The organism is Bradyrhizobium sp. Ec3.3 (assembly GCF_000472925.1).
In the GTDB taxonomy this organism is placed as follows: Bacteria; Pseudomonadota; Alphaproteobacteria; order Rhizobiales; family Xanthobacteraceae; genus Bradyrhizobium.
This window is the reverse complement of the sequence record NZ_AXAS01000003.1, coordinates 100,958-113,385: the sequence shown is the minus strand read 5'-3', so window position 1 is coordinate 113,385 and position 12,428 is coordinate 100,958. Positions and strand designations below refer to the sequence as shown.

The 12,428-nt window shown below is 62.3% G+C and carries 9 protein-coding genes and 1 pseudogene; 7 read left to right on the top strand and 3 right to left on the bottom strand.

The genetic code is table 11. The features are described from left to right. Positions 1 to 9 precede the first annotated feature (9 nt). Positions 10 to 531 (bottom strand): Cache 3/Cache 2 fusion domain-containing protein, encoded by a 522-nt coding sequence (locus YUU_RS0105025; protein WP_027521394.1) that lies wholly within the window; start codon positions 529 to 531, stop codon positions 10 to 12. A 567-nt stretch (positions 532 to 1,098) separates the two neighbouring features. Here YUU_RS0105025 and YUU_RS0105020 point away from each other — a divergent pair. Then, positions 1,099 to 2,808: an arylsulfatase gene (locus tag YUU_RS0105020; RefSeq protein ID WP_156944103.1), complete on the top strand. Its 1,710-nt coding sequence runs from the start codon at positions 1,099 to 1,101 to the stop codon at positions 2,806 to 2,808. A gap of 234 nt (positions 2,809 to 3,042) precedes the next feature. On the opposite strand, the gene YUU_RS0105015 is transcribed toward YUU_RS0105020, so the two are convergent. Both YUU_RS0105015 and YUU_RS0105010 read right to left on the bottom strand, forming a co-directional pair. After that, complete coding sequence (locus tag YUU_RS0105015; protein WP_027521392.1) at positions 3,043 to 4,566, bottom strand: hypothetical protein; 1,524 nt, start codon at positions 4,564 to 4,566, stop codon at positions 3,043 to 3,045. Next, entirely contained in the window at positions 4,563 to 5,315 is a 753-nt protein-coding gene (locus tag YUU_RS0105010; RefSeq protein WP_027521391.1) for an ABC transporter ATP-binding protein, read from the bottom strand. Before YUU_RS0105010 ends, YUU_RS0105015 begins: the two co-directional genes overlap by 4 nt. Before the next feature lie 265 nt (positions 5,316 to 5,580). Between YUU_RS0105010 and YUU_RS0105005 the strand changes: the two genes are divergently transcribed. The 6 genes and pseudogenes from YUU_RS0105005 (at position 5,581) to YUU_RS0104980 (ending at position 12,352) form a co-directional block, all read left to right on the top strand. Then, a complete protein-coding gene (locus YUU_RS0105005; RefSeq protein ID WP_027521390.1) occupies positions 5,581 to 6,456 on the top strand; it encodes a branched-chain amino acid ABC transporter permease in 876 nt (291 codons plus the stop codon). Between the two features lie 5 nt (positions 6,457 to 6,461). Then, positions 6,462 to 7,608 (top strand): annotated as a pseudogene (locus YUU_RS50045) (branched-chain amino acid ABC transporter permease). Beyond that, positions 7,605 to 8,363 carry an ABC transporter ATP-binding protein gene (locus tag YUU_RS0104995; protein ID WP_027521389.1) on the top strand — a complete coding sequence of 253 codons (759 nt, stop codon included), beginning with the start codon at positions 7,605 to 7,607 and terminating at the stop codon, positions 8,361 to 8,363. Before YUU_RS50045 ends, YUU_RS0104995 begins: the two are co-directional and overlap by 4 nt. 4 nt (positions 8,364 to 8,367) lie before the next feature. Further along, positions 8,368 to 9,156, top strand: coding sequence for an ABC transporter ATP-binding protein (locus YUU_RS0104990; protein WP_027521388.1), 789 nt, complete (start codon positions 8,368 to 8,370; stop codon positions 9,154 to 9,156). 79 nt (positions 9,157 to 9,235) lie between these two features. Further along, positions 9,236 to 11,074: a long-chain fatty acid--CoA ligase gene (locus YUU_RS0104985; RefSeq protein WP_027521387.1), complete on the top strand. Its 1,839-nt coding sequence runs from the start codon at positions 9,236 to 9,238 to the stop codon at positions 11,072 to 11,074. A 78-nt stretch (positions 11,075 to 11,152) separates the two neighbouring features. After that, the gene (locus YUU_RS0104980) at positions 11,153 to 12,352 is read left to right on the top strand and encodes an ABC transporter substrate-binding protein (RefSeq protein WP_027521386.1); all 1,200 of its coding nucleotides are present in this window, start codon (positions 11,153 to 11,155) and stop codon (positions 12,350 to 12,352) included. The last annotated feature ends 76 nt before the right edge of the window (positions 12,353 to 12,428 follow it).

Here is a 12,428-nt window from a genome sequence, read left to right as displayed (position 1 = left end):
AGAGACGGTCTACTTCAAATAGCCTACGTAGTAGATGCCGATCACGTTTTGCGAGGCATCCCGGATAGGCTTATAGCCTGTGATGTAGGGCTTACCGAGGATGTCGACCTCGCCATAGAACGCTTCGCCTTTCCTGATGGACTCGATGGCCTTGCCCTTGGGGTCCAGAATGGTTCCGATCGCTCGGGAGCCATCGTCCTTCTTCACGTTAGTCGCGACGCGAACATACTCGTCACCGCTTTTGACGAAGATTGTGGCCGTGCCCTGCGCTTTCTTCACGACCTCGTCGACCAGGTCGAAACTGTTGTTCATCTTGGCCGAACCAAAGTAAATGACAGGTACCTCCTTGCCTGCAACGGAGTCAGTACCTTCGATTTTTGGCGGACCCAGTTGGGCCGCGATCGAAACCAAGAGGTCCATGGCCGTCTTGACCCTCGCGTCCTGAGGCTCGCCTTGCTGCGCGAAAACTGTCGTGGTCCAGGTGAGACAGGCGGCCGCTAATATGCGGATTGCGATTTGCTTGAGTTGCATGAGGTCTCCTCCTTCTAAAAGGCAGCGATACCTCTGGATGACTCGGAGCGCTTGGGCTCTTTGCGGACAAAGCGTGTCGTCAGTTCGAAATTGCGAGCCGCATTGCGACTCATACAAACGTATCCGCTACCGCTGTGAATTCTGGGGGGAGCTAAACTCCCCATCAGATATCTCTATTTGTTCGGCACACAGATCCCAAAGTTCAGGCGATGGGGCAAAAAGTCGCGCACGGGAGGTAAAAGCGGATGGAAATGCGTCAGCGTCCCAACGCGAACGGCAGCTTGTGGCCCTGCTGTTGATTGAGGGTCTTCGGAAAGCGGGATTACCCGAATGTGCCCGCGGGGGGCGCGGTGATCGAACACGGGTCATGAACATCGTCGGGACCAAGCCACTGATCGCTGCGATCCCGGTCTGAGACAGGCGCGCTTCCTGGCTTCCTGGGTGGACGCCTTTTGAAGCCGTTTTTACACGGCCAAGACCCGTTGCGGACATCCTTGATCTAGATCAACCCGGAAAGCTGCCGCTCCGTGTCGGCTTCAGGCGCATCACAGGAAAGAGGATCGCGTCATGAGCAATGACAAGATTTCGAAAAACCCTGAGAGCATCGAGTTGGCCAACGGAGGACTGAAACGCCGCGACTTGCTGTTGAGCGGCAGTTCTCTTGTCGCGGCTTCGGCGCTTTCGGCCGTCGGACTGACAACCCCCGCGCAGGCGCAGCAACAAACAACCGGGCCAGCGCCCGCATCGGCCGGCCAGAGGCCGAACATCGTCTTCATCATGGGTGATGACATTGGCTGGTTCAACATTGGTGCCTACCATCAGGGCATCATGGCGAGCCGGACGCCAAACCTCGACAGGCTCGCCGCGGAGGGAATGCGCTTCACCGACTACTACGCAGAGGCGAGTTGCACGGCGGGCCGCGCCAACTTCATCACCGGCGAACTGCCGATCCGCACGGGCCTTACCACAGTCGGCCAGGCCGGCTCCCCGATCGGCATGCCGGCGCAAGCGCCGACCATTGCGACCGTGCTGAAATCCATGGGGTACACCACGGGTCAGTTCGGCAAGAACCACCTCGGCGACCTCAACGAGTTTCTGCCGACGGTGCACGGCTTCGACGAGTTCTTTGGCTACCTCTATCACCTCGACGCGATGGAGGACCCCGCCCACCGCAATTACCCGCAATCGCTGCTGGCCACGGTCGGTCCTCGCAACATGGTTCATTCATGGGCGACCAACGTCGACGATCCGTCGGTGCAAGCCCGCTGGGGCAAGATCGGCAAGCAGCGGATCGAGGACGCCGGGCCCCTGTATCCGAAGCGGATGGAAACGGTCGACGACGAGATTCTGCAAACCACCTTCGCCTTCATCGACAAGGCGAAGCAGGACAATAAGCCGTTCTTCGTCTGGCTCAATCCCACGCGCATGCACGTCGTCACCCATCTTTCGGAAAAATACGAGAACATGCGCAACTCGGAAAACGGCTGGTCGGTTTCCGAGGGCGGGTTCGCCCAACTCGACGACATCGTCGGCGCCGTGATGAAGAAGCTCAAGGACGAGGGCTTCGACGACAACACGATCGTCGCGTTCACAACCGACAACGGCGCCGAGAACTTCACCTGGCCGGATGGCGGCCAGACGCCGTTCGCGGGCGGCAAGGGAACCGCCCTGGAAGGCGGCTTCCGTGTGCCCTGTATGATCCGCTGGCCGGGCAAGGTACCGGCGGGAAAGGTCGAGAACGGCATTATGTCCGGACTCGACTGGTTTCCGACCTTTGCCGCCGCCGCCGGCAATCCGAATATCGCCGACGAGTTGAGGAAGGGAAAGCAGCTCGGCGACAAGACCTATAAGGTCTACCTCGACGGATACAACCAGATGGACCTGATTACCGGAAAAGGCCCGTCTGCGCGCCACGCGATCTTCTATTTCACGGAGGGCACACTGAGCGCGGTGCGCGTCGACGACTTCAAGTATCGCTTCACCGATCAGCCCGGCGGCTGGTTGGGCGGCACAGTCAAGGTTGATTGGCCGATCCTCACCAATCTCCGCCTTGATCCCTTCGAACGCACAAATTTGCCGAACGGCGATAAGGGGTCATTGGCATTCTATAACTGGTTCGCTTACGAGTTCTGGCGATTCCAGTTCGTTCAGCAGGAGGTGGGTAAGCTCGCCCAGACTGCGATCGAGTTTCCACCGATGCAGAAGGGTGCGAGCTTCAACCTGGAAGCCGTCAAGGAGCAGATCGAGAAGGCCATGCAGTCGCACGCTGGCAAGTAGAATATGGTGACGGGCGCCCTAAGCCCAGGGGCGCCCGTCCGACAAGCATCATGTAGCAACTGGGCGACGACCATAGCTCGCATTTCCGCCGATGGCCCACAGCGGCGGTCCCGGAATGTCTGCTCTCGCAGCGCTGTTGGAGGCTGGGCGGATCGGCCCCGCTCTGATTTATGAATACACGCTCGAGCATAACACGTTGGCGTTATTATCCGAGCATGCGAGTGGCTTTGCCCTTCACTCCCGCCGCGGGCTGAACTTCCAGGTGACGGCGACGAGGCCCGCGGTGATCAGGCCGCTGATGAGGCCGGCGAGGGGAAACGCGAGCAGCAGTGCGGCGCTTGCTGCCCAGCCGATCGAGGAAAAAGCCTCGGCGAAAGTCGCAAGGCGCGACGAGGTCTGGCGGCGGCGAAATTGGCTGCGCCGCGCCTGCACACGGAACCAGAGCTGGATCGCGGTGGCGGACGCCGCGCTGACGATGATCGCGCCCGCCGTGATCGCCGCCTGGAGCGGCGAGGCAAAGGCAAGCGCTGCGATCAGCGGGGCGAAGATCACGGCGATCGCGATCAGTACGACCTCGATCTTGGCGCGGATGACGCGCGAAGGCGACAGCGGAGCGGTCGCGACGAGATCGGGGGCGTCCTCGCCCGAAATCGTCAGCCAGGCGAGACCGCCGGCAAGCTGTCCTGCCGCCATCACGATGACGGGCGTGATCAGCACCAGCGCCGCAGAGCTGTCGGCAAAGCTTCGCCACAGCAGGAGCGCGGGCGGCGCCAGATAGAGCAGTTGCATCAAGGTTTGCGAGATCAGCCAGGGATCGCGCCACAGCAGCATGAACTCCTTGCGCCGCAGCGCCTGTGGCCGCGTGCCTGTGCGAAACTTCCGTTCGCGCGCGGTCCGGCGGCCGGTCGCGCCGCGGGCGGCGGCGTCGATGGCGGTGTCGGCGAAGCGGCCCGAGAACAGCGCCATCACGCCGCCGAGCATGATGAGGCCGAGCGCGAGCAGCAGCGCCAGCGCCCCGCTGTCGCCCATCACGGCCCGCGCGGGCAACCAGATGATGCTGTCCACATCGGGGGCATAGGCGGCCGTGGCGTCAGAGGTCAGCACCGCAAAGCGCGACAGCGTGCCGTAGGAGATGATCGCGGCGATCTGGAGCGCGATGACGAAGCCGGCGCCGATGATCGCGGCGAGGATCTGCGCGATGAAGCGCGTCCGTGCCGGACCGATCAACCTGAACAGCAGGATCGTGATCGCGATTGCGATAGCAGCGGCCGACAGCCCCATGGCGACGACCACGCCGAACGCCGCGAGCCATCGCGGCCCGCCGCCGATCACGAGAACGTCGATGAAGGGCGTGGAGAACAGCAGCGCCATCATCGTGATCGCAAGCGCAATCGCGGCGATGCGTACCGAGAACAGGTTGGTGAGAGTTGCCGGCGACGACATGATGAGATCGAGATCGGCGCGGGCGTAAAACACCCGGGTCACCGATTCGATCGCCTGCGACAGCATCAGCGACCAGGCGAGCGCTATCGTCGCCGTGATTACGATCAGCGACGGTTTGTCGAGCGGCAATCGAAGTCCGGCGAAGCGGCCGATCACGGCCCAGGCCGGCAGGTGCAGGAGTGCGGCAAAGGCGACCAGGCCGATCACCGCCGCGCGCTTCCGCTTGCGCTGGCCCGTCATCATCGCGAGCCATTCGCGCCAGGCGAGGCGGAGCTCGTGGCGGGCAAACCACGATAATGCAGTCGCCGAGCTCATGCGGCGGCAGCCTCCAGCGTGACCAGCGCGATGAAGAGATCCTCGAGACTGGTGTCGGTGTGGCCGTTCTGCTGGCGCAGCTCGGCGAGCGTGCCTTCGGCGACGAGGCTGCCTGACGCGATCACGCCGATCCGATCGGCCATGCGCTCGGCGACCTCGAGAATATGCGTTGTCATGATCACGGTGCAGCCGGCGCGGACGCGCTCGGCCAAAAGGCCCTTCACATGGCGGGCGGAGACGGCGTCGAGGCCGGTCAACGGCTCATCGAGAATGATGAGGCGGGGGTCGTGGACCAGCGCGCCGGCCAGCGCGACCTTCTGGCGCATGCCCTTGGAAAATCCCTCGCAGCGCTCGTGCCGGTGCGGCGCAAGGCCGAGCGAGCTCAGCAGCTCCTGCGCGACCGGTTCGGAGGCGGCGGGCGCGATGCCCCAGAGGCCGGCCACGAATTCGAGATATTCGAGCGGCGTCAGCTTGTCATAAATCATGGGCTCGTCAGAGACCCAGGCCATCACCTGCTTGGCGGCCACCGGATCGGCGAGGGCATCGATGCCGAAGATCGACACTTCGCCCGCATCGGGCCGCAGCAGCCCTGCGACCATGCGCAAGGTGGTGGTCTTGCCGGCGCCGTTGGGGCCGACCAGTGCGTAGAATTCACCGGCGTGAATGGTGAGATCGAGGGAATCGACCGCCAAGCGGTCAAAACGCTTCGTTAACCCTCGCACGCTCAGCGCCGAGCTGTCCGGTTTCATGACGGCCACACCATACGGTTTCGCATCGCATGCGACCTTGATCTGAAGATGTTTCGGCACGGTGAATTAACCTGCCACAAATTCCGTCATCCCGCACGGATGCATCCGCCTCTCGTTTTATTGACAGCGCTTGGCGGTTCAGGCTGAATTGCACCGGGCAAATGGCGCTTTCCGCGACTCATAATGATCGCGTAGCGACTGGACACAAGATGCGACGAGACGGCCGCCAAGAGCCGCAGGATCGCATCGGGGAGGATGCTCGGCGATGCTGGACTTCGTTCAGCAGCTGGTCAGTGGCATTGCACTCGGCTGCGTCTACGGCCTGATCGCGCTTGGCTTCGTGCTCGTTTACAAGGCAACCGAGGTCATCAACTTCGCCCAGGGCGATCTGATGATGCTCGGCGGCTTCTTCGCCTTCACCTTCATCGGCATGATGGGCCTGAACTACTGGGTCGGCTTCGCCGGCGCGGTCGCCGCGATGGCGCTGTTCGGCATGCTTGCCGAACGCATCGTGGTGCGCCCGATTCTCGGCTATCCGCAATTCTCCATCATCATGGCAACCATCGGGCTCGGCTACTTCCTGCGCTCGATCGCCGGCATGATCTGGGGCACCGACGACTTCAAGATCGAGACGCCGTTCAGCCAGGGCGTGCTGCGCATCGGCGCGCTCGTGCTCGCCTATGACAAGCTGTCCGTGATCGCGGCAACCGTCATCCTCTGCGCGCTGCTCTATCTCTTCTTCAACAAGACCACGCTCGGCACCGCGATGCGCGCCAGCTCCGAGAACATGCTCGCGGCCTACTACATGGGCATCCCCGTGAAGCGCGTCGTGTCGATCGTGTGGGCGATCAGTGCAGCGGTGGCGACCTGCGCCGGCGTGCTGCTGGCGCCGATCACCTTCATTCACTCCAATGTCGGGCTCGTGCTCGGGCTGAAAGCCTTTCCTGCCGCCGTGCTCGGCGGCTTCGGCTCGATTCCCGGCGCAGTCGTTGGTGGAGTCTTGATCGGTATCATCGAGAGCATGGCCGGCTTTTATCTGCCGGAAGGCTGGAAGGACGTTGCGCCCTACATCGTGCTGCTGGCAGTGCTGCTGCTGAAGCCCGAAGGCCTGTTCGGCCTTCACGTGCGCAAGAAGGTCTGAACTCCATGCGCTTCCTGTTCAAGACCGACTATGAGGACGACATCCGCCTGTTCCCGCATTCGGGCTACGTGGTCTCCTACGGGCTCCTGATCGCGGTGCTGCTCATCGCGCCCTACGTGCTCTCCAGCTACCTTATGAGCCAGCTCGTTTTCGTCTGCATCTATGCGACAGTCGGCGTGGCGCTGCTGATCCTCACCGGCTTCACCGGGCAGGCTTCGCTCGGGCATGCCGCGTTCCTTGCGATCGGCGCCTACACCGCGGCCTACTTGCAGAAATACAACGTGCCGTTTCCGGTCTATTTCGTCGCCGCTGGGCTCCTGACCGGATTGATCGGCGCGCTGGTCGGCTTCCCGGCACTGCGGCTCCAGGGCATCTATCTCGTCATCGCCACGATTTCCTTCGCCTTCATCGTCGAGGAAATTCTGGCGCGCTGGGAAAGCGTCACCAACGGCAATGAGGGCATGCGCATCAAGACGCTCTCGCTGCTCGGCGTCGCCGTGCCGCGCGACAGTCCGACGTTCTATTTCCTTTGCCTGGCCGTTCTGATTCTGACGATCGTCGGAACGCTCAATCTCTTGCGCTCGCCGACGGGCCGCGCCTTCGTTGCGATCCGCGACTCCGGCGGCGCGCAGCATGGGCGTCAACGTCGCGCTCTACAAGGTGAAATCCTTTGCGATCTCGGCGGCGATCACCGGCTTTGCCGGCGTGCTGTTCGCGCACAAGCTCTCCTTCATCTCGCCGGAGATGTTCACGCTCCAGCTCTCGATCGAGTTCATCATCGTGATCCTGATCGGCGGCACGTTCAGCCTGCACGGTGCGGTGCTGGGGGCGATCTTCATCGTGATGATCGATCCGTTCCTGACCTATCTGAAGGACGACATGCCCGGCATCATCGCCGGCATCGCCGCGACCCTCGGGGCTGGTAGCGAGAGCGCGGCGAACGTCCAGTCGAAGGTCGCGGCCTTCGCCTCGCTCAACGGCCTGAAGGGCGCAATCTATGGCATCATCATCGTGCTGTTCGTGCTGTTCGAGCCGCTCGGCCTCTACGGCCGCTGGCTGAAGATCAAGCTCTTCTTCCAGCTGTTCCCGCTCTACAAGCGCGCGACCTTCAAGCGCCAGAAGATCTATGTGAAGTCGGAGCGGAACCGATGAGCTATTTCCGCGCCGAAAACCTGTCGCTGCATTTCGGTGGCCTCAAGGCGGTCGACGCGGTCTCGTTTGCGGTCGAGAAGGGGGAGATCCTCTCGATCATCGGGCCGAACGGCGCCGGAAAAAGCTCGATCTTCAACCTGATCTCGCGGATCTACCGCCCGACCGCGGGCCGTATCTTCTTCGAGGACCAGGATATCACGGAACAGCCGCCCTACGACATCGCGAGGCTCGGCATCGCCCGCACCTTCCAGAACATCGAACTGTTCGAGAATGCGACCGTGCTCGCGAACCTCCTGGTCGGGCGCCACCGTCACTCGACCACACAGCTTTGGCAGGAATTGTTGTTCCTGCCGAGCGTGCGCGCCAACGAGAAGCTGCACCGGCGCCGCGTCGAGCAGGTGATCGAGTTCCTCGATCTCGAGCCCTATCGCGACAAGGTGATCTCGGGTCTGCCTTACGGCGTGCGCAAGGTGATCGAGCTTGCCCGCGCGCTTTGCTCGGAACCGAAGTTCATTCTGCTCGACGAGCCGTCATCGGGACTGAACGTCGAGGAGACCGACGACATGTCGTTCTGGATCCGCGACATGAAGAGCGAGCTCGGCATCACCGTGCTGATGGTCGAGCACGACATGTCGCTGGTCAACCGCGTCTCCGATCGCGTGATCGCGCTGAACTACGGCCGGGTGCTGGCGATGGGCTCGCCCGCCGAGGTGCAGCAGCATCCCGACGTCGTCGCCGCCTATCTCGGAGCCTGACGCGATGGACGCCGCCGTTTCGCCCGACATCATCCTGAAGCTTTCCAATATCGAGAGCTATTACGGGCCGATCATGGCGATCCGCGGCATCTCGCTCGAGGTGCCGCGCGGCCGCATCGTCACCTTGCTGGGCGCCAATGGCGCGGGCAAGACCACGGTGCTGAAGACCATCTCGGGGATTCTCGATCCGCAGAAGGGCACGATCGAGTTCATGGGCAAGCCGATCCAGCGCATGGAGGCCGACAAGATCGTTCGCCTCGGCCTCAGCCACGTGCCGGAGGGGCGCGAGGTGTTTCCGTTCCTCTCGGTGCGCGAAAACCTGATGATGGGCGCCTATCCGCGGAAGGCTCGCGACGGTGTCACGGAGGATCTGGAGCGCGTCTACGGCTATTTCCCGCGGTTGAAGGAGCGCATCGACCAGCCGGCCGGCCAGCTTTCCGGCGGCGAGCAGCAGATGCTGGCGATCGGCCGCGCGCTGATGAACCGGCCGACGCTGCTGCTGCTGGACGAGCCGTCGCTGGGCCTGTCGCCGATCCTGGTGAAGGAGATCTTCACGATCATCCGCCGCGTCAACGAGGAGCAGGGCATGTCGATCCTGCTCGTCGAGCAGAATGCCAAGGTGGCGCTGGAAACGGCGCATTACGGCTATGTGCTGGAGATCGGCCGCGTCGTCATGAACGACACCTGCGACCGCTTGATGCATTCCCAGGACATCCAGGAATTTTATCTTGGTGCCAAGGAGGCTGGCGCGCGGGGCGAACGGCGCTGGAAAAAGAAGAAAACGTGGCGTTAAATATGGCATCTCCTCGTTGACGAACAGACCGCCGGCAAAGCCGGCAGCGCGAGGGATGAAGCGACAAGGAGGGAATGGCATGGCCCGACCGGCGATGCTGACAGTCGCAGACACGATCGCAAAGAGTTTCCTGCGCGCGGTGGAGGCGCGCGGTGACAGACCTGCAATCCGCGAGAAGCAGTTCGGCATCTGGCAGCCGACGAGCTGGCGCGAATGGCTGGAGATATCCAAGGAGATCGCCTACGCGCTTCATGCTTCGGGCTTCAAGCCGGGGGACGTCGCCTCCATCATGGCCAACGCCGTGCCGGAATGGATCTATGCCGACATGGGCATCTTGTGCGCGGCCGGCGTCTCGTCCGGGATCTATCCAACCGATTCATCGGCGCAGGTCGAATATCTCGTCAACGACTCCGCTACGCGCGTGATCTTTGCCGAGGACGAAGAACAACTCGACAAGATCCTCGCCTGCCGCGCGCGATGCCCGACGCTCGAGAGGATCGTTGTGTTCGACATGGAAGGCCTGCGCGGCTTCGCCGACGACATGGTGATGTCGATCGACGAGTTCCGCGCGCTCGGGCGCAATCACATGGTCGGCCGCGAGCAGCTCTGGCACGAGATGATCGACCGCCGCGGCCCGGGCGATCTGGCGATTCTCGTCTACACGTCGGGCACGACGGGCCCGCCCAAGGGCGCAATGCATTCCAACCGCAGCGTTACGCATCAGATGCGCCACGCCAACGATTTCATCCCGGCGAGGGAGGACGAGGACCGGCTGATCTTCCTGCCGCTCTGCCACGTCGCCGAGCGGGTCGGCGGCTACTACATCTCGGTGGCACTCGGCTCGGTGATGAATTTCGCCGAAAGCCCCGAGACCGTACCGGACAATCTGCGCGAGGTGCAGCCGACCGTCTTCCTCGCGGTGCCGCGCGTTTGGGAGAAGTTCTATTCCGCGATTACCATCGCGTTGAAGGATGCGACGCCGTTCCAGCAATGGGTCTATCGCCGCGCCGTCGACATCGGCTTCCTCATGACCGATCGCCGGCTCGAGGGCGCAGCACCGTCGCTTGCGCTCAGGATCGCGAACCGCTTCGCCTATTGGCTGGTGTTCCGCAATGTCCGCCGCATGATCGGGCTCGATCGCTGCCGCATTGCGTTCACGGGCGCCGCGCCGATCTCGCCGGATCTGATCCGCTGGTATCTCGCGCTCGGGATCGACATGCACGAGGTCTATGGCCAGACCGAGAATTGCGGGGTGGCGACCATGATGCCTTCCGAGCGCATCAAGCTCGGCTCGGTCGGCAAGGCCGTGCCCTGGGGTGAGGTCAGTCTCGCTGCCGATGGCGAGATCCTGATCAAGGGCGACTTCCTGTTCATGGGCTATTTGAACCAGCCGGAGAAGACGGCCGAGACCATTGATGCGCGCGGCTGGCTGCACACCGGTGACGTCGGCACCATGGACGACGAAGGTTTCGTCAGAATCACCGACCGCATGAAGGACATCATCATCACTTCCGGCGGCAAGAACATCACGCCGTCGGAGATCGAGAACCAGCTCAAATTCTCGCCCTATATCTCCGACGCCGTCGTGATCGGCGACAGGCGGCCGTATCTCACCTGCCTCGTCATGATCGACCAGGAGAACGTCGAGAAATTCGCGCAGGACCACGACATTCCCTTCACCAATTATGCCAGCCTGTGCCGGGCGATCGAGATCCAGGGCCTGATCTGGCGCGAGATCGAACAGGTCAACGGCAACTTCGCCCGCGTCGAGACCATCAAGAAATTCTATTTGATCGAACGCCAGCTCACGCCCGAGGATGAGGAGCTGACGCCGACCATGAAGCTGAAACGGAGCTTTGTGAACAGGCGCTATGCGGCCGAGATCGACGCGATGTATCGCGAGCGCGCGGTGGCGTGAGCAAACCATTCAAAAAAAGCGAAGGAGCGATGGGCCCCGTTCTTTGCGCAACAAGGGCCTTGAGGAGAGGAGACGTCGATGTCGAAATCGTTTTGGGCGTTCGGCCTTGCGGCAAGCGCGGTGGTGCTCACCTGTTTGCCGGCTGCTGCGCAAACCAAGTTCACCAATGAAGGCATCTCGGCGGGCGAGATCGTCATCGGCACCCATCAGGATCTGTCAGGCCCGATCAAGGGGTGGGGCGTGCCCGTCGCCAACGGAATGAAGATGGCGGTCGAGGAGATCAACGCGGCAGGCGGCGTTAACGGCCGCAAGATTCGACTGGTCGTCGAGGACAGCGGCTACGATCCGAAAAAGGCTGTGCTGGCCTCGCAAAAGCTGATCGAGCGTGACAAGGTCTTCGCTATGGTGGGAGCGATGGGATCGCCGACCGTGCTTGCAGCGCAGGACATCCTGTTCGACGCCGGCGTGCTCCAGCTCTTCCCCCTCTCGGCAGCCGAGTTCACCTTCAAGTTCGATCCGGCCAAGCCGCAGGAGCGGCTGAAGTTCAGCAATCTGCTGCCCTACGTCGAGAGCACGCGGGCCGCGCTGAAATACATGATTGATTCGAAGAATTTCCAGAAGCCCTGCATCATGCATCAGGACGACGAGTACGGTAAGAACGTGCTCGACGGCTTCAATCGGCAGCTCGCCACCATGAAGGTGCAACCGGCTTCGATCACCAGCTACAAGCGCGGCGCCTCGGACTTCAGCGCGCAAGTCGCCAAGATGAAGTCGGACGGCTGCGATCTCGTATTGCTCGGCACCGTGATCCGCGAGACCATCGGGGCGATGACGGAAGCGAAGAAGCTCGGTTGGGACGTCACTTTCCTCGGCGCGACGCCGACCAACGTGCTGGAAGTGCCGGCGCTGGGCAAGGATGCCGTAGAAGGGCTTTATGCCGCGTCCCAGTTCGAGATTCCCTATGAGGACAGCGCCAAGGGCCCGGTGAAGGACTGGCTTGCCAACTACAAGAAGATGTTCAATTCGGACGCCAATACGCAGGCGATCATCGGCTACAACACGGTGATGACCTTTGCCTTCTACGCGCAGAAGGCGGGCAAGGATCTCACGGGACAGACGATGCTGGACTCGCTCGAGTCGGGCGAAAAATTCCTCGACATCTTCAACTCGCCGCCGACGAGGTTCACCAAGACCGATCACCTCGCCAACACCATCACCCAGGTGCAGCAGGTCAAGGGCGGACGCTGGGTCCTCGTGAAGGACAATCTGATGTTCTGATCTTAGCCTCTCTCCGCACGGGTGGTGCACCCTCTCCCCTTGTGGGAGAGGGTGGATTCGCGTTAGCGAAGCCGGG